Below are 16,269 nucleotides of genomic sequence, written 5' to 3'. Positions count from 1 at the left end.
CGTCGGACCCGCAGCGGAGGCCTCAGCGTGAGCGCGAACGCCGCCAGCCGCGCCGTCTCGGCGTTCGCTGGGTGCCGCCGTCGGGCTCGGGACCGTCGGCTTCCGTCGAGGCCGGCTTGTGTGCGACCCCTTCGATGTCGACGTCGACCACCAGTGCTGTGGAGTTGTCCCGCCCCCCGCGGTCATTGGCCTGCCGGACGAGGGCGCGTGCCACATCGGAGGGATGCTCGTCGATGTCGAGCAGCTCGGAGATGTCGGACTCGTCCAATTCGTTGGTGACGCCGTCGGTGCACAGCAGGAAGCGGTCGTTGCCGGTGAGCTCGAGGATCCAGTCGTCGACCACGACGCTCGGTTCCACGCCGATGGCCCGCGTCAGCGTGTTGCGCCGGGGGTGGTCAGCGGCCTGCTCGACGGTGAGGTCGCCGGCTCGGATCATCTCGGCCACGAAGTTGTGGTCGATCGTGAGCTGGGTGAGCTCGCCCCCTTGGTAGCGGTAGACGCGGGAATCGCCGACGTTGGCCAGGCACCACACGCGGTTGTCGTCTTGCTGCACCACGGCGATGGCACACAGCGTTGTGCCCATGCCTGACAGGTCCGCATGAGCGGTCGACCGGTGATGCACCACCTGGTTGGCATGGCGAACCGCCGCCAGCAGCTCAGCCGGTGTCGAGGGGGAGTTTGCGGCGACGGTCTTCACCGCGAGGCTCGAGGCGACGCTGCCGCCGAGGTGGCCGCCCATGCCGTCAGCCACCACGAACAGGCCGATGTCTGCATACATGGCGTCTTGGTTCTCGGCGCGGCGCAGGCCCCGATCCGACGCTCCGCCCCAGCGAATGCGCATCTGGCGGGCTGGGGCAGTCATGACGGCCCAGTCTCGCGGCTGCGCGCTGCGGCGGCACCGTACGCGCCGGTCATGTGCCCACCTCGAAGACCGTGGAGCCGACCTGCACGAAATCGCCGACGCGTACCGCCGTTGCGTTGTCGACCTTCTGGCGGTTCAGGTAGGTGCCGTTCGTCGAGCCCAGATCCTCCAACAGATGCTGGCTGCCGTCGCGGAAGAGACGGGCATGAGCCTGCGACGAGTAGCTGTCGTCGATAATCACGTCGCACTCGGGACCGCGCCCGATGGTCAGCGTGTCAGCCAGCAGGTGTCGTTCTCCCTGGGCGCTCAACGGCGACCGGACCACGAGCGCTACCGGCTGCGGGGCTGTGTTGCCGTTGGCGACCCCGTTGCCTCGCAGCGTGCGCAACGACCTCCAGCCGAAGTGATTGCGGGGTGTTGCGACACCGGCCCACACGGCGCGCATTACGCGGAAGAAGAACAGGTACAGCAACACGAGCACGCTCAGGGCGAGCAGCCGCACCAGCTGTTCGGACATCAGTCCAGCTCCAGCCGCAGCTCGTGAGTGCCGATGGTGACGACATCGCCGTGCGACAGGCGCTCGCTGGTGATGTCGACCCCGTTCAGCAGCGTGCCGTTCACGCTGGCGAGATCCACCAGCAGCAGGCCGTCTGCGCCGGAGGTGATCTGCGCATGCCGCCGTGAGACCTTCGGCCCGTCGAGCACGATGTCGCAGTCGTCACGCCGCCCGATGACTGTCGACGAGCCCAGTTCGTGGCACTGTCCGTCGCTGCCGACCAGGCTGGCGCCACCCACGGGAATTCAGTGTAGGAGCGGAGGTTCGCGGGCTAGTCTGTTCGCCCCACGCGCGAGTGGCGGAATTGGCAGACGCGCAGGCTTCAGGTGCCTGTGCCCGCAAGGGTGTGAGGGTTCAAGTCCCTCCTCGCGCACAGCAGTGAGCCAACAGACCGCATGGGCTTGGTACGGCGTCCGTCCATGTTTTCGCAGCCCTATTGCGTGCACGCGCACTCGTGTAAGGCGGTCACCGTCGGCCTCGCCGATGTCAGCATCGCCCGGAACTTCACCTGTCGGAGTTGTCGCGGCCCCAGCATTTGATCTGGCCGGCGGGGTTGAGCGCGCACGAGTGCTCGAAACCGGCTGACACAGCGATGAACCCGCGCGCGGGCGCGTCTGCCTCCCGGAAGTCGTTGCGGCCCCAGCATTCGACGAGGTGAGCGCGGCTCAGCGCGCACGAGTGCTCCCAGCCGGCTGACACGGCGACATATTCGCCGGCAGGTGCGTCTGTTTGCCCGAAGTCGTTTCTGCCCCAGCAGACGATGCCGCGGCCGTCGTTCAGGGCGCACGAGTGCTCGTAGCCGGCGGAAACGGCCGCGAACGCGCCTGCGGGTGCGTCCGTTTGCCCGAATTCGCTTTGGCCCCAGCATTCGATGAGCCCGGCGTCGTCCAGCGCGCATGTGTGCCGGCCGCCGCCGGACACAGCAACGAACTTGTTCGTCGGTCCAGCGGTCCTCTCCATGTGGCGATCGCCCCAGCACGCGACGGTGCCGTCGCCGCGCAGCCCGCATGAATGAAAGCCGCCTGCTGTCACGGCGGCGAACTCGCCCCACAGAGCGTCTGCCTGCCCGAAGTCGTTGCGGCCCCAGCAGTCAATGAGCCCGGCGTGATCGAGCGCGCACGAATGAGCGCCGCCGACTGCCACGGCGGCGAACTCGCCCGCCGGAGCGTCTGTTTGCCCGAAGTTGTTGTCGCCCCAGCAGTCGATGAGCCCTTCGTGGTTGAGCGCGCACCAGTGCCCCCAGCCGTTCGACAACGCGACGAACGGAGCAGAGACGTCGGGTGCCGCCGCTAGTGGCGTAGCGGGCGCCGTCTTCTGTTCTTCGGTGAGTTCGATCCGGTAGTGCTCCGCGCATGCCCCGCGTCCTGCTACGTCGAATTTGAGGCAGTGCCGGACATAGGAATCCTCCAGCGGCCGAGGGGCGCCTTCGTGATGATCGACCGGGATCTCGACGACTCCGGTGAAGCGGATGAAGTCGTACAGGTCTTGCAGATAGTGCTGCTTCAGGCGGCCGACCATCTCGTCACGCATCTCGGGATCGAGCGTCGGGTAATAGCCCGCCTGTCTCGCGCAGTCGTATCGAAGGTCGTAGAACTCGTCGGCGCTCAGCCCGAACTCCGACTCGTAGTGATCCAGCTCTGCGGCTGACCTGTCGGCAAGCTCGACACCGGCGAAGCCGGCTTCAGCAGCGCAATCTGACATCCAGTTGTCGTATGCCTGCTCCAGCAGGCCGCCCGGTCCCAAGTCGGCAGGCAGATAGTGGTACGCCCTGGCGAGAGCGTCCTCAATGTCGATCTCGAACTGCAGACGCTCGCGCTCGTGACCTTCGACCTCGGTCGGAATCGCGTGGCGGCGTGCTCCGTAATCGGCGAAGTAATCGTCCGGCTTGCGGAACCGGGCGTAGTACGGGTGGTAGTACACGACCTCGTCGATGAGGTCGTACAAGCCGAGTTCCACATCGCTGTAACGCCGTCCAGGATCCGAAGGCACCTGCTGTGCGATCTCCGCCCATGACGGCCCCACCTCATCAAACGGCTCAGAGAACTCCTCGGAATCCCCTATCCCAAGCAACAGAACCAACACGAGGGTCGCCACGACCACGACAGCCGCCGCGCCCAGCACAACCCATCGAACGTGCCGAGGCTCTGAGCTATCGCGGCTGTCATCGGACGGCCCGTCGTCGGCACCCGTCGAGTCCTGCGTCGGAATCACAGCACAACCGTCCCCGTCAGCGAACGGGAAGCGAATGCTGCAACGTCACCATCGGAGTATTGCGGTGCGAGCCTTGCGGCCGACGGCACAGAATTCCCACTCGCAACGAAACTGCGGGAATGCGTGGATGAACGCCCCCGCCGAGGGTGCCGATGTCGGCAGCGGCGCTTCTGGCGAATTGTCGAGGCCTCAGATCCCGACGACAGCACGTTCCTGGAACGCCGCCAAGTCAAGTGGTCCAACCGTTGACCTAGCACTGAGTGAACGCCTCGAATTGGGAGGATGAACTACGTTCACGAGCCATGAGACTTCAGCGAGTCCTCGGGGCTGCCGCTGCGACTGCCCTATGGGCAGCGACGTTGCTGACGCCCTCGGCATCAGCTGCACAGTCCGACGCCCCGCTCGCCGCACTCGACATCACTCGTTACGGCGGCGCTGACCGCTACGCCACGTCGCTGCTCATCGCCGAGGCCGTCGCGGCCGACGCCGGGGGCGAGCTGGAGTCGGCGGTGATGGTGTCGGGCGGGCACTGGGCAGATGCCGTGGTCGCTGCATCTGCTGCGGGCGCCGTCGGCGCTCCGGTGCTGATGACACCGCCCGATCAGCTGCGAGCCGACGCACTGGAGTTCTTGCAGCGCGTCGGGGTGTCACAGGTCACCGTGGTGACCAGCGGAGCGGCACCCGACACGACCGTGTCCGAGTTCGTGTTCGCAGCGCTGGAAGACGCTGGCATCGAAGCGATCCGAGTCGGCGGGTTGGACCGCTACCTCACCGGAGTTGCGGTGGCGCGCACGCTGGACGCTCCCGGTTCGTTGCACGGCGCGGGGCGCTCGGCGATCATCGCCAACGGCGAGGTGTTCGCGGACGCACTGGTTGCCGGCCCGTTGTCGGCCAAGGCGCAGGTTCCGGTGCTGCTGACCCCGCGAGATGAGCTGCACGATGCGGTCGCGGTTTATCTGGGCGAGGCGAACATTCGCCATGTGCTGCTGATGGGAGGCACGGCGGCGGTCTCCGCAACGGTCAAGGCAGACCTCGACCGACTCGGCATTTCGGTGGACCGAATGGCCGGCGCTTCACGATTCGAGACCGCAACCAAGACAGCGGCATTTGCCGACCGGTCGTTCCCAAGCGGTTGCTTCGATGGCAGCCATGTGGGACTGGCGCGTGCCCGGGTTCCGTTCGACTCGTTCAGCGCTGCGCCGTTGCTCGCTCGCCTCTGCGCGCCACTGGTCTTGACCGATCCCGGCAAGGTCCCGTCGAATACGGCCGCATTCCTCGACGAGATCCGTGCTGATGCCCGTGCACCGGTATCGGTGACGGTGTTCGGAGGCGAGGCAGCTGTTTCCCAGGACGCACTCGATGCGTACATCGGGCTGGACTGCGGCGGGAGCAGTACCGACCCGCCGATGGAGCTGTTCCGCGACCGCGATCGCGTCTCGGAGCCGGTGTGGTCTCCCGACTGCAAACGCATCGCCTTCATTCAGAGCGGGCAGTTGTGGCTGGCTGATACCGACGGTGGTGGCGCTACGGAGGTGCCGACACCTACCGGCATCCTTCCGCAGGATCCGAATTGGTCGCCTGACGGCGTCAGGATTGCGTTCTCAGACACGGAGTTCGTCCGAACAAGTGCCGGCACTGAGCAGCGGGGGCACATCTACGTCATCGATGCAGACGGCTCAAACCTCACGCAGCTGACCTCCGGTCCCTACGAAGACGAGCATCCGAGCTGGTCGCCCGACGGCAAGAAGATCGCTTTTCACCGTCTGGAATTCGGGGATCTCGCAACCCGCAGCGGCGGTAGCGAGCGGTACATCGTCACCATGACGTCAGACGGCAAGCGATTGAAGCGCATATTCGGTGAATTGGCCGAGAGAGCCTGGGCGAACCGCGTCGCGTGGGAGTGGGAGTCAGAGCCGGCGTGGTCGCCTGACGGCAAACAACTTGCCTTCAAGTACAGCCATCGGCTGGCCATAGCGAACGTTGACGCCAAGAGCTTCAAGGACGACTTCCGCGTGTACTTCGACATCGGCATTCGGTTCAGCGGCAGCCGCATCTCATGGTCTCCCGACGGCACCAAGGTTGCGATCAGCCGTCACCTCGTAGCGCCGTCGGGGCATCTGTCCGACGATAAGAGCATCGCCATCGTCGACGTCGCGAGCGGAACCGCCACCGACATCACCCCGCGAGGCGAGGACCACACCGATCCGCACTGGTCGCCCGACGGGAAGCGCATCGTGTACCAGTCGCACCGCGGGGAGAGCAGCGGCGGCTACTACAGAACCGTGGAGGATCGGATCTTCGTAGTCGGGGTCGACCACCGGCCCTGATTGCCCGCTGTTCGTTCGAGCCACGCCGCACAGTTAGCTGCCGGGCGGTCTCGGGCTAGCCGACGCAGGCCTCCCGGCCGTGCACCCCGGACACACATGAGCGTTCTTGATCGTGTCAATGAACCAGACGGCGGCGCTGGCGCTACTGTGCCATCGTGTTCCGGCCGTCGCACGCTTCGAGTGCTCGGCCACGCATGGACAAAAGGCAGCTTTAGCCATCGGACCGGGACCTAGCTTGCGGTGGATGCGGCGCTTGTGCGTCGCGGCGCTTGCGGCGTCGTTGGCACTTGGCGGTGCTGGGTCGTGGTCGGCGGGTGCGGCCGCCCATGACGGTTCGGGTGTGTCGGTGCTGCGCTACGGCGGCGCGGACCGGTATGAGACGTCGCTGCTGGTCGCAGAAGCGTTCGCGGCGGATGCAGGTGGGTCCTTGCCGTCGCTGGTATTGGCATCTGGTGAGCGTTGGACCGACGCGGTCGTGGCGGTGCCGGTGGCCGGTTCACTTGGCTCGCCGGTGCTGTTGACCCCTCCGGACGAGCTGCGTGGCGACGCCGTGGAGTTCCTGCAGCGTGCAGGGCTGACCGAGGTAGTGGTGATCGGTGACGCCTCGGGTGACGACGACCACGGGCGCAGCCTCGGCGTCAGCGTTGAGGTGGCGGACGCTGTGGAGGAACTGGGCATCTCGGTGTCACGCGTAGCGGGCTCGGATCCCTACACGACGAGTGTCGCCGCGGCTCGTCATGTCATCCCGGGTGCAATGGGCTCCAGAGGCCGCACGGCGATCGTGGCGAGCGGCACCGCGTCCACGGGGGCGCTGGTGGCTGGCCCCTTCGCCGCTCGCGGTGTGCATCCGGTGCTGCTGTCACCGCCTGATCGGCTGCATCCCGACGTGGCCGCGTATCTCGCGGATGCAGAGATCGAGCATGTGGTGGTGATGGGCGGCGCCGCTGCGTTGAGCGCAGAAGTCGAATCAGCCATCGCCGCCACTGGCGCGTCGGTGACTCGTATGGCGGGCAGGACGATCTATGGCATCGCCGCCGAGACGGCGAGTCTCATCGCGGGGGCCTACAGCGACGCTGCCGGGCGAGCATGTTTCGCGCCCGACACCGTCGGGGTGGCGCGTGCCGGTGTGCCGTTCGACGCGATCAGCGCAGCACCGTTGTTGGGCCGGCAGTGCGCTTCGCTGGTGCTAGCCGACCCCGAGCGCATCCCCGCGGACGCAGCGGAAGTGCTCGATATCGCCCGAGATGCCGGCCACACGTTCACGCTGCAGGTGTTCGGAGGCGACGCAGCGGTCGCCCCAAGGGCCATTGACACCTATCTCGCTGGTGAGGACCCCATGGCCCAGTGCCGGCCGCGCGGCGCGAGCGCCGACACGGCCGAATTCCCGCAGCCCCACGTGTTCGCTCCGTCCACCGACACATTGAGCGTGGCCGTGCTGTTCATGGACTTCCACGACGCCGAGTCAGAGTATTCCACTCGTGAAGAGGCCGATCTGGGCCTGCAGTTCATGGAGGAGTACATCGAAACCGTCAGCTACGGCCAGCTCGATGTCGAGGTCAAGGCCTTTCACAAGTGGCTCCGAGCTCCCGAGCCATACGACCACTACATGCGCACGACGCACTTCGGCCGACGCCTTGGATGGCTCGTCAGCCGACAAGCTGTCGAACTGGCCGATCCGGTGTTCGACTTCTCAGACACGGACGTCGTCCTGACGGTATTCCCGAGCTTGCACTTCGGCGGCGCAGGTCCCAATGGCCTGGTTGCTGCTGACGGCACGACGATGATCATGGCCGCCGTGAACACAGAGCGGTTCACCGGCCGTCTGGAACAGCGGGACATCCTCCGTTTCGGTGACGGCGAATGGCTGTACCGCGCGGTGGTCGATTGGGGCGAGCTCGCCGCACACCAGCTTGCGCACGGGTTCGGCCTGCCCGATCTCTTTTCCTTCGACGGCGACACCCCTGTGCTGCCCGACCCTCCGAGCGGCATGGAGTGGATTGCCGCCCGATTCGGCGTGATGGAGTTCTACAGCTACTTCCTCGAGAGCGAATCCAAGATGCTGTTGCGACGCGACATCGAACCACCTGACGGCGGCCCCTCCGGTGTATACGGCGTATTGACAGCTCCCGCCATGCGTGCGGACGAGATGCTGGCGTGGCACCGCTGGCAGCTCGGATGGCTCCGCGAATCCCAGGTGCGCTGCCTCAGCGGCTCCGAGGCCAGCGTGACGCTCGCGCCCATCGCTCAACCCGACGGACAGGTCGCGATGGCCGCGATTCCGCTGAACGCCCGCGAGGTGATCGTCGTAGAAAGCCGCCGCAAGCTCGGCTATGACGCTGACGCGTCGCTCACCGGGCCACACGGCGAGACGGTCAGCTTTCCGGCGCTCCTCCATGAGGGCGTGCTGGTCTACACAGTGGACATGCTCACCCCCTCGGGCCATCTGCCAATGCGAATCGCCGGCGACAGCGGAAACGGTCAGGTCGACGGCTACCCGGTGCTCGAAGTCGGCGAATCGGTCACCGTGCGCGGCTACACCATCACCCTCGACGCCGACAACGGCGATACGCACGCCATCACCATCGTTCCCGCCGGATAGGGCATGCCGTACGCAGCTAGGTCGGCGGCACCAGAAACAGCAGCAGCCGCCAGCGTCGCCGATCGTTCCAGACGGGCGGGTTGTCGGGTCGGGCCGCGGGCCGCGGCCGGGCCGTCATTCGTCTCTCTTCCAAGGCTGCAAACCGATCAGAGCGATGACGGCGAAAGTGAACATTATCGAAGCGACCCCGGCAGCGTTGATGACCTGCGGAATCACGCCGTAGTTCACCAACGCCCAGTACACGGTTTGGGGATAGCCGAGCCCAAGCGCTACAAGCGAGAGTTCACGGCCGCGCTCAGCTCGGCGCTTGATCTTGAACAGCGCAACGTGACCGAGAACAACACCAGCAGGACCGATCGTCAACGCAGAACACATAAACGCCGCCACCGCGAACCGGCTGTGCCGAACGGTCAACGGTTGGCGCGTGTCCTCGTCCACGCGGGAGAATCTAGGTGTCGTGGACATTGACTCATGAGATTCCGCCAACGCGCGGCCTTGGCCTCGATCGCAGTGTCGGTCGTGTTCATAGCTGTCGGCCTGGTCGCAGGCTGGGGACTGCTCAGTTTCGGAGGATGGATTGTGCTCGTCGCCGGCATTTTCGTCAGTGTTCGTGACCTGATCAGCCGCCCCCAGGACGCCGCCAAGCTCGCCAAAGGCCTGCGGTGGGCGAACACCACCATCGCAGGGTTCGCGATGTACGTCGTGTTCATCGTCGTGCTGCTGGCCATCGCGTTCCGGCTCGGCTAACTTGCCGCCTCTCCTCATGGAAGTGCAATCGCAGGAGCCCCGCTGTCCTCGGCAGCGGGGCTTTTGCGACTGTAAGGGCCACCTAGCAAATATCCCGCTGAGCATCGTATTTTTGACATCTGCAAATCGGATGTCTAATTTGGCGGCATGACTAGCGGAACCGGGCCGGGGCGAGAGCTGTGCGCAGCCGATTTCGCTGCCGACGCGCATGGCGTCAAGTACCACGGCGAGTTCAGTCGTCATCCTGAGGCGTACCTGCGGCTGCTCTCGCTGCTCAACGACCCCGCGAACGAGCAGCGGCTCATCGACGCCGAGATGCACGGACTGCCCGCACTCTGCGGGGTGGCCCGCTTCATCGAGGCCGACCCGGTCATCGGAGCGCTGATCTCGAGCGATGAGACCGCCGTGCGCGCACGCCAGACCATCGGCGTCGCTGTCAAGCTCAAGATGGTCAAGCTCGGCTGGCGCCGCACTGGCCGCAAGGGCGCGGTCAAGGGCGCCCGTCTCTTTGCCAAGGCCGAGCACTTCGCCCTTGACGACACCTCGTGCGCCGATGCCTCCTCGCGGGCACTCGCGGCGCTCGATGCCGTCGCGGCCATCGGCAGCGACGCCGAGCGCGAAGAGACGGCTCAGATGTTGATGGAAGCGCTCGCCAGCAGCCGGCGCGCTGAAGGACGTCGGTTCTGACATGGTCATCGTGCTCGACAGCGGTCCCCTCGGGCTGCTCAGCAACCCGACGCCACGAAGGCCCGGCAACGATGCCTGGGAATGGGCACGAGCACACGCAGCCGCCGGCGCCAGCCTCGTGCTCCCCGAGATCGCCGACTACGAAGTGCGGCGAGAGCTGGTCCGCGCAGGACGAGCCGCCGGGCTCGCCCGACTCGACGAACTCTGCGCCGCCTTGAGCTACGCGCCCCTGTCGACGCCGGTCATGCGCGACGCCGCGTCGCTGTGGGCTGAGGCACGCAACAGCGGGTACCCCACTGCGCACCAGGCTGCCCTCGACGGCGACGTCCTGCTCGCAGCCCAAGCCCGCAGCGTGGCCGCGGCAGACCCCGCCCAACAGGTCGTCGTCGCAACCACCAACGTCGCCCATCTCGAACGCTTCGTCGAAGCCAAACACTGGGCCGACATCTAGCCTTCGAGACTGGTCCGATGGTCGGGGTCTTTCGCGCCAACAGAGCTCGGGCCAATCGCAGGTTGCTGGCCGGTTGAGGTGTCGGACACCCGACTGCGGTCGCGCACTCACGCCACGCCGAACGCGCCTGGTGGCTCTGTCGTGACGGTGGGTCATACAGCGCGCCGGATCTTGTCGGCGTTCTTGAGGGCTTCGCGAGCGGACAGTGCGCTCATGCGGTTGCGGTTGCGGGCGACGTAGTTCTCGACGGTCGGCAGGTCGGTCCATGCGAGCGAGCGCAACGCCCACCCGATGCCCTTGCGGACGAAGAAGTCGGTGTGGGACAGGTTGGGCTCGATGCAATCGAAGAGCAGGTCGAGATCGGTCTCGTCTTTCCTGTTGATCTGGCAGATGATCGATGACCTGCGTTTCCACATGTCGCTGTCGCCGCTCCATGAGCGCATGTGGCCGGACATGTCGCCGGGGTAGGCCTCGAGCAGCTCGCGCAAGCGGTGCGTGGCGATGTCGTCGACGTAGTCCCACCAGGCGCCGGTCACGACGAACTCTTCGAACATCGGCAGCGTGTCGAGCGTGCGGAAGGGCCGGCACTTCGGCGCGCCGGCGATGTCGAGGGCGATGTAGCGCTCCTCCCGGAACTCGGCGTTGCGCCAGAGCTCGAAGACCGTGTTCTGCCAGCTCGTCTTGTCGTCGAACGGGTGAGCGCGCAGGAGTGCGTTGAGCAGCTTGCGGCGGGCCGGTTTCTGCACGCCGCGATAGGGCATCTCGGATTTCATGTAGGCGCGCATGCCCTCGGCCTTGTCGGGATTGGCATGGTCGGCGAGCGCGCGACGGATGTCGGCAACGAGCTCGGTGTTGGCCATGATCAGAGCTGCCTGCCTTCGGCTCCTGCGCGACCGTGCATGCCCCGGCTATAGCGCGCCTTCGTGCTGCAGCAGTTGCGTCTTGAGGTCGAGGCCGCCGCCGAATCCGGTGAGCGAGCCGTCGGCACCGATGACCCGGTGGCAGGGGAGCACGATCGGCACCGGGTTGCGGCCGTTGGCCTGGCCGATGGCTCGCACAGCCTTGGGCCTGCCGACGAGCGCGGCCTGCTCGCCGTAGCTGCGGGTGCTGCCGTAGGGGATGTCGCCGAGTGCCCGCCAGGCCGCCTCCTGGAACGGGGTGCCGCGCAGGTCGAGCGGCACGTCGAAGCTGGTGCGATCGCCGTCGAAATACTCGCTGAGCTGGAGCGCTGCCTGGCGCAGGATCGGATGGCCGGGGTCTTCGACCATGTCGTCTGGCAGCTTGACGGACGTCTCGTCACCGCGCCACGACACGGCACGCAACCCCTCGTCGGTCGCCACGAGGCCCAATGGCCCGATGGGGCTGTCGATGGTGGTGTGCCAGTGAGGATCGGTGCTCATGAGTTGCTCCCGGTTGTGCTGGGTTTGTCAGCGGATGATGGGCTGGACTTGCCGGCGGCGTGCCACAGGTGCTGTGCAGCCCACGAACGGTAAGGGCGCCACGGCTCGGCCAACGCTTCTAGCTCGGCGGCGGTGACGGAGTGGCCGACGAGACGCTCGGCGACCCGGCGCAGGCCGAGGTCTGAGGCGGGGAACGCATCGTCTGCGCCGAAGACGCGCATGGCGATGAGGTGCGCGGTCCACGGGCCGATGCCGGGCAGTTCGCAGAGCCGCGCCACGGTGTCGTCGAGCGTGTCTGCCGCGCTCAAGTCGAGATCGCCGCTCGCGACGGCTTCGGACAGGCCCACGATGGTGTCGATGCGTCGCTGGGTGAATCCGAGCCCGGCGAGCCCGGACGCTCCGGCATCAGCCAAGCTCGCCGCACCCGGGAACAGATGGGTCAAAGGCACTTGGACGTCGACGCAGCACTCCGATGGAGGTTCGAAGGGCGTGCCGAGGCGCTGGGCGATACGGCCGCACATCGTGGAAGCCGCAGCGAGCGAGATCTGCTGGCCGACAACGATGCGGATGGCGGTCTCGAAACGGTCCCATGATCGCGGCACCCGCAGCCCGGGCGCCTGCCGCACCAGAGGGCCGATGAGCGGATCATCGGCCAGCGCAGCTTCGGCCGGTGACGGGTCGTCGTCGGTACCGAGCATCGCCCGGCAGCGGCTCACCGCATCGATGATCGAGTCGTACGTCGGCAAGTGCAGCCGCAGCTGCAAGTGGTCTCGGTCGCCAGCAGCAGGCACAGCGGCGGCGCTGTTCGGCCCGACCGCCATGGGAGCGGCGCTTTCGGGCACAGCCAGCTCGGCAATGCCGGGGTGGCCGCAGGCGCTGAAGCTGCGGATATAGCTGGAGTGCCCGTCGGCATCGGCGCTGACGGCTTCGACGCCGGGGATGGCTCGAGCGCCCTGGTGCGAGATGAACGTCTCGAAGTCGAACGGCGCCAGATACGGCACCGCGAGCACGAGACCGCCGTCGAGGTGAGGCCGCTCGCCCTGCCGCCGTCTTGAGCGCAGCTCGGTGGGCGTGAAGCAGAACACCGATGTGATGGTCCGATGCAGTTGGCGCGGCCCGCCGAAGCCCGCGGCCCGGGCGATCTCGGCGAAGGTCAGATCGGTGTCGTCGATCAGGCAGCGAGCAAAGTGCGCACGACGCGACCGGGCGATGGTGGTGGGCGTCGCCCCGACATGGTGCTCGAACAGCCGCCGCAGTTGCCGGCCGCTATAGCCCACGTGGGCTGCGAGCGCCTCTTCGTCGTGGTCGTCCAAGAACCCGTCGTTGATCCGCAGCAGGGCCGCCCCGACCGGCACCGGCACGTCCAGGTCGGCGAGCGATCCGGCGCGACGCTCTGGATGGCAGCGCAGGCAGGGACGGAATCCGTTCGCCTCCGCGGCCACCGGGTTGGAGTACTGCGTCACGTTGCGCGGCAGCGGCTGCGCCGAGCAGTCCGCTCGGCAGTAGATGCCCGTCGTGCGCACGGCCGATACCTGCATGAGGTGAGTCTGGCAGGCCGCATCGGACACAAACGGACATCGCCCATGGACGTCCGAATATGTCCGATTCTGCCAGCGGCCGCTGAAGAGCCGCGGAGAGATCAGGCCTCGGCGCCGGGCGCCGCGCCGGCCTGCCGGGCCCGACGCCGCCGCAGCCACCACCACGCCACCGCCAGCGCGATCAGGATGACCGGCAGGAACGGCAGCAGGGCGCCGATGATGAGCAGCACGCCGTTGCCGACCGCAACCAGCGCGTTCCAGCCGCCGCTCAGCGCATCGCCGAAGCTCGGCGGCGCGTCCTCTTCCTCGACGAAGAGATACAGACCTTGGCTGCGGGCCAGTCGGGCCAGTTCCGTGCCGCTCTCGGTGACGGGCACTGCGCTCAGCCGGACGTTGATCTCCAGCCCGCGGGTCGCCACCCGCCCAGCGATGCGCCCATCGGTGACCGGCAGAGTCAGCGTCGCCACTGCTCGCTCGCCGGGCTCGATCCGGTCGAGATCCGTTCCGTCCGGCACGATCAGATCATCGGTGTTGAACCGCAGCTCATTCGAGCTCAGCGTCACCCCGGTGAGCACGGTCTCGCCTTCGTTCTCCAGCTCGAAGCAGAAGCCCACATCACCGTCCGGCGAGGTGGCCAGATCCGTGAACCCGAGGCACGGGTCGTCGTCGCCGTCTGCCATCCAGGCCCGCAGGACCGCCGAGGTGCGCGGCACCGCCTCGACCGACTCCGTGATCGACAGCGTGATCGTGGCCAGGTCCACTCGGTCACGCAGCGAGCGCAGTTGCCCGCGGAGCCGTTCCAGGTTGGTCTCGCGGTTGGCCAGCTCGCGTTCCAGTTCGGCGACGCCTTTCACGTCGGTGGCCTGCGACAGGAAGTCGCGCAACCGGTTCACGCTGATTTCGGCGGTCGAGATGCGGCTGTTCAGGTCGACGACGATGTCGGTGACATCCTCGGCGTTCACGGATTGTTCGACCAATTCGCCCACGTTGGACAGCCGTTCCAGCGCCGTCGAGAACTGCTCGGGCCGGACCTTGAAGGTCAGCGTGGTGTAGGCAAGGCCTTGGGTGTGTGTGTCCTGGGAGAATGTGAACCCGCCGAGTCCTTGGATGATCGAGTTGGCCTGCGCTGCAGCGGCGGCCACGTCGGCGGTCTCTACCGCTATCCAGGCCGTGTAGATGATGTCGCGGCCGAGATCGGCTGGCACAGCGGGCACCCCCGCCGCCAAGGCGCTTGTGCCGGAGTCATCCGACATATCTTCTTCAGCGGCGGCGCCGCTCGAAGTCAGCTGGACCTCCCTGGCCTCTTCCTCCATGGCCATCTCTTCTCCGTCGTCCATGTCGGCGGAAGCGGCTTCCATGTGCTCTTCAGCAGCAGCGGCCGTGGCTTCAGCGTCGGCGTACGAATCGTCGTCGCCGCTGCCGGCGCAGGCCACTGCCAGGACAGTCACGGTCAGTACTGCCGCGGTCACGGCCAGCGATCGTGCCCATCTGCCTGGGCTACTGCTGGTTCGGCGCTTGCTTGGAACCCCCATGGCGTCCCCTCCCTGGGTCGGCCGCTCGTCGAGCGGCGCTACCTGAGTGACGCTCATGGTCCCGTGATCGTTCCCGCAGGGCCATTGCGGTCGCGTGTCGGTCGCGAGACCATGACACGCGCCGCTGTCATGCGGCCGTGCGCGCTGTCAGCGGAAGGCCGGGATGTTGGTGATCTGCTGACCCAGGATCAGCCCGTGGATCTCCTCGGTGCCCTCGTAGGTCATGACCGATTCTATGTTCGCCGCATGGCGCATCGGCGCGTACTCCGTGGAGACGCCGTTGGCGCCCATCATCGCCCGGGCGGTGCGGGCGGTATCGATGGCGACGCGGCAGTTGTGACGCTTGGCCATCGAGATGTGATGCGGTCGCAGCCGGTGCTGTTCCTTGAGCTGGCCCAGTCGCATGGCCTGCAGGTTGGCGTTGGTGATGTCGGTGAGCATGTCGGCGAACTTGATCTGGCTGATCTGGAAGCTGGCCAGCGGCTTGCCGAACTGGGGGCGTTCGAGCTGGTAGCTGAGCGCCTGCTCGTAGCAGCAGCGGGCCACGCCGACAGCGCCGAAGGCGATGCCGAAGCGGGCCTCGGACAGACAGCTCAGCGGCGCGCCGATGCTGAGCGCGTCGGGCAGGCGCATCGACTCGGGCACTTCGACATCGTCCATGTAGAACTCGCCGGTCACCGAGGCCCGCAGCGAGAGCTTGTTCTGGATCTTGCGGGCCTCGAAGCCGGGCGAGTCGGTGGGCACCAGGAAGCCCCGGAAGCCGTCGTCGGTGTTGGCCCACACGATGGCCAGATCGGCGAGCCCGGCGTTGGTGATCCACCGCTTGGCCCCGTTGAGGATCCAGGTGTCGCCCCGCCGCACCGCCCGCGTGGTCATGGATGCCGGATCAGAGCCGTGGTCGGGCTCGGTCAGCCCGAAGCAGCCGATGATCTCGCCCGCGGCCATGCGCGGCAGCCAGTGCTCCTTCTGCTCGGTGGAGCCGTAGCGCCAGATCGGGAACATGCACAGCGACCCCTGCACCGACACGAAGCTGCGCAGTCCGCTGTCGCCGGCTTCGAGTTCGCGACAGGCCACGCCGTACGCCATGGCCGACGCGCCCGCGCATCCGTAGCCGTCGAGGTGCATGCCGAGCAGGCCCATGTCGGCGATCGTCGGGATCAGCTCCATCGGGAACGTGCCTGCCTCGAAGTGGTCGCCAACGATCGGGTCCCACTCCTTGGCCACGAACGTGGCGACTGTGTCGCGGATCATCGTTTCCTCGTCGGAGAGGAATTCGTCCATCTCGTAGAAGTCCGACAGCGATGCAGGCGTTTGACTCATGGGCGCATACTGCCGCGCCGGCACCCGAAGGGCCAACCC

15 protein-coding genes and 1 tRNA gene are annotated in these 16,269 nt (G+C 66.8%); 6 read left to right on the top strand and 10 right to left on the bottom strand.

Annotated elements, in window-relative coordinates; all coding sequences use genetic code 11:
• Positions 1-22: 22 nt before the first annotated feature.
• The 3 genes from ACOGXD_RS05960 to ACOGXD_RS05950 are packed head-to-tail and all read right to left on the bottom strand — an operon-like array spanning position 23 to position 1,657.
• A complete protein-coding gene (locus ACOGXD_RS05960; RefSeq protein WP_419916985.1) occupies positions 23-862 on the bottom strand; it encodes a protein phosphatase 2C domain-containing protein in 840 nt (279 codons plus the stop codon).
• A 49-nt stretch (positions 863-911) separates the two neighbouring features.
• Positions 912-1,379, bottom strand: coding sequence for an FHA domain-containing protein (locus ACOGXD_RS05955; protein WP_419916984.1), 468 nt, complete (start codon positions 1,377-1,379; stop codon positions 912-914).
• Positions 1,379-1,657: an FHA domain-containing protein gene (locus ACOGXD_RS05950; RefSeq protein WP_419916983.1), complete on the bottom strand. Its 279-nt coding sequence runs from the start codon at positions 1,655-1,657 to the stop codon at positions 1,379-1,381. Before ACOGXD_RS05950 ends, ACOGXD_RS05955 begins: the two co-directional genes overlap by 1 nt.
• Positions 1,658-1,707: 50 nt before the next feature.
• Between ACOGXD_RS05950 and ACOGXD_RS05945 the strand changes: the two genes are divergently transcribed.
• Positions 1,708-1,791, top strand: a tRNA-Leu gene (locus tag ACOGXD_RS05945).
• Between the two features lie 131 nt (positions 1,792-1,922).
• On the opposite strand, the gene ACOGXD_RS05940 is transcribed toward ACOGXD_RS05945, so the two are convergent.
• A complete protein-coding gene (locus ACOGXD_RS05940; RefSeq protein ID WP_419916982.1) occupies positions 1,923-3,629 on the bottom strand; it encodes an RCC1 domain-containing protein in 1,707 nt (568 codons plus the stop codon).
• A 302-nt stretch (positions 3,630-3,931) separates the two neighbouring features.
• Here ACOGXD_RS05940 and ACOGXD_RS05935 point away from each other — a divergent pair, with 302 nt between their 5' ends.
• Complete coding sequence (locus ACOGXD_RS05935; RefSeq protein ID WP_419916981.1) at positions 3,932-5,956, top strand: cell wall-binding repeat-containing protein; 2,025 nt, start codon at positions 3,932-3,934, stop codon at positions 5,954-5,956.
• Between the two features lie 244 nt (positions 5,957-6,200).
• A complete protein-coding gene (locus tag ACOGXD_RS05930) occupies positions 6,201-8,555 on the top strand; it encodes a cell wall-binding repeat-containing protein (RefSeq protein WP_419916980.1) in 2,355 nt (784 codons plus the stop codon).
• 114 nt (positions 8,556-8,669) lie between these two features.
• Here ACOGXD_RS05930 and ACOGXD_RS05925 read toward each other — a convergent pair whose 3' ends face one another.
• Complete coding sequence (locus ACOGXD_RS05925) at positions 8,670-8,993, bottom strand: DUF4190 domain-containing protein (protein WP_419916979.1); 324 nt, start codon at positions 8,991-8,993, stop codon at positions 8,670-8,672.
• A 33-nt stretch (positions 8,994-9,026) separates the two neighbouring features.
• Here ACOGXD_RS05925 and ACOGXD_RS05920 point away from each other — a divergent pair, with 33 nt between their 5' ends.
• From ACOGXD_RS05920 to ACOGXD_RS05910, 3 genes are all read left to right on the top strand, one after another.
• Positions 9,027-9,302: a hypothetical protein gene (locus ACOGXD_RS05920; protein WP_419916978.1), complete on the top strand. Its 276-nt coding sequence runs from the start codon at positions 9,027-9,029 to the stop codon at positions 9,300-9,302.
• Between the two features lie 147 nt (positions 9,303-9,449).
• On the top strand, positions 9,450-9,989 hold the full coding sequence (locus ACOGXD_RS05915; protein ID WP_419916977.1) for a hypothetical protein: 540 nt from the start codon (positions 9,450-9,452) through the stop codon (positions 9,987-9,989).
• Position 9,990: 1 nt separating this feature from the next.
• Complete coding sequence (locus ACOGXD_RS05910; RefSeq protein ID WP_419916976.1) at positions 9,991-10,440, top strand: nucleic acid-binding protein; 450 nt, start codon at positions 9,991-9,993, stop codon at positions 10,438-10,440.
• A 152-nt stretch (positions 10,441-10,592) separates the two neighbouring features.
• Here ACOGXD_RS05910 and ACOGXD_RS05905 read toward each other — a convergent pair whose 3' ends face one another.
• The 5 genes from ACOGXD_RS05905 to ACOGXD_RS05885 all read right to left on the bottom strand — a co-directional run bounded on the left by ACOGXD_RS05905 (position 10,593) and on the right by ACOGXD_RS05885 (position 16,230).
• Positions 10,593-11,300, bottom strand: a complete 708-nt coding sequence (locus tag ACOGXD_RS05905; RefSeq protein ID WP_419916975.1) for a DNA alkylation repair protein — start codon at positions 11,298-11,300, stop codon at positions 10,593-10,595.
• A 48-nt stretch (positions 11,301-11,348) separates the two neighbouring features.
• Positions 11,349-11,840, bottom strand: a complete 492-nt coding sequence (locus ACOGXD_RS05900; protein WP_419916974.1) for a methylated-DNA--[protein]-cysteine S-methyltransferase — start codon at positions 11,838-11,840, stop codon at positions 11,349-11,351.
• A complete protein-coding gene (locus tag ACOGXD_RS05895; RefSeq protein WP_419916973.1) occupies positions 11,837-13,378 on the bottom strand; it encodes an AlkA N-terminal domain-containing protein in 1,542 nt (513 codons plus the stop codon). The genes ACOGXD_RS05900 and ACOGXD_RS05895 overlap by 4 nt, the downstream gene beginning before the upstream one ends.
• Positions 13,379-13,479: 101 nt before the next feature.
• Positions 13,480-14,847, bottom strand: a complete 1,368-nt coding sequence (locus tag ACOGXD_RS05890) for a DUF4349 domain-containing protein (RefSeq protein ID WP_419916972.1) — start codon at positions 14,845-14,847, stop codon at positions 13,480-13,482.
• Between the two features lie 210 nt (positions 14,848-15,057).
• The gene (locus tag ACOGXD_RS05885; RefSeq protein ID WP_419916971.1) at positions 15,058-16,230 is read right to left on the bottom strand and encodes an acyl-CoA dehydrogenase family protein; all 1,173 of its coding nucleotides are present in this window, start codon (positions 16,228-16,230) and stop codon (positions 15,058-15,060) included.
• Between the last annotated feature and the right edge of the window lie 39 nt (positions 16,231-16,269).

The organism is Candidatus Poriferisodalis sp., assembly GCF_965204125.1.
GTDB lineage: Bacteria > Actinomycetota > Acidimicrobiia > Acidimicrobiales > Poriferisodalaceae > Poriferisodalis.
Note: the sequence above shows the minus strand (reverse complement) of the source record. Positions and strands in the feature narration are given on the sequence as shown.

Bases quoted from the DNA above. Each gene is read 5' to 3' on its own strand.
- ACOGXD_RS05960 (WP_419916985.1), bottom strand. From the start codon at position 862: ATGACTGCCCCAGCCCGCCAGATGCGCATTCGCTGGGGCGGAGCGTCG.
- ACOGXD_RS05955 (WP_419916984.1), bottom strand. From the start codon at position 1,379: ATGTCCGAACAGCTGGTGCGGCTGCTCGCCCTGAGCGTGCTCGTGTTG.
- ACOGXD_RS05935 (WP_419916981.1), top strand. From the start codon at position 3,932: ATGAGACTTCAGCGAGTCCTCGGGGCTGCCGCTGCGACTGCCCTATGG.
- ACOGXD_RS05930 (WP_419916980.1), top strand. From the start codon at position 6,201: ATGCGGCGCTTGTGCGTCGCGGCGCTTGCGGCGTCGTTGGCACTTGGC.
- ACOGXD_RS05920 (WP_419916978.1), top strand. From the start codon at position 9,027: ATGAGATTCCGCCAACGCGCGGCCTTGGCCTCGATCGCAGTGTCGGTC.
- ACOGXD_RS05915 (WP_419916977.1), top strand. From the start codon at position 9,450: ATGACTAGCGGAACCGGGCCGGGGCGAGAGCTGTGCGCAGCCGATTTC.
- ACOGXD_RS05910 (WP_419916976.1), top strand. From the start codon at position 9,991: ATGGTCATCGTGCTCGACAGCGGTCCCCTCGGGCTGCTCAGCAACCCG.
- ACOGXD_RS05905 (WP_419916975.1), bottom strand. From the start codon at position 11,300: ATGGCCAACACCGAGCTCGTTGCCGACATCCGTCGCGCGCTCGCCGAC.
- ACOGXD_RS05900 (WP_419916974.1), bottom strand. From the start codon at position 11,840: ATGAGCACCGATCCTCACTGGCACACCACCATCGACAGCCCCATCGGG.
- ACOGXD_RS05895 (WP_419916973.1), bottom strand. From the start codon at position 13,378: ATGCAGGTATCGGCCGTGCGCACGACGGGCATCTACTGCCGAGCGGAC.
- ACOGXD_RS05885 (WP_419916971.1), bottom strand. From the start codon at position 16,230: ATGAGTCAAACGCCTGCATCGCTGTCGGACTTCTACGAGATGGACGAA.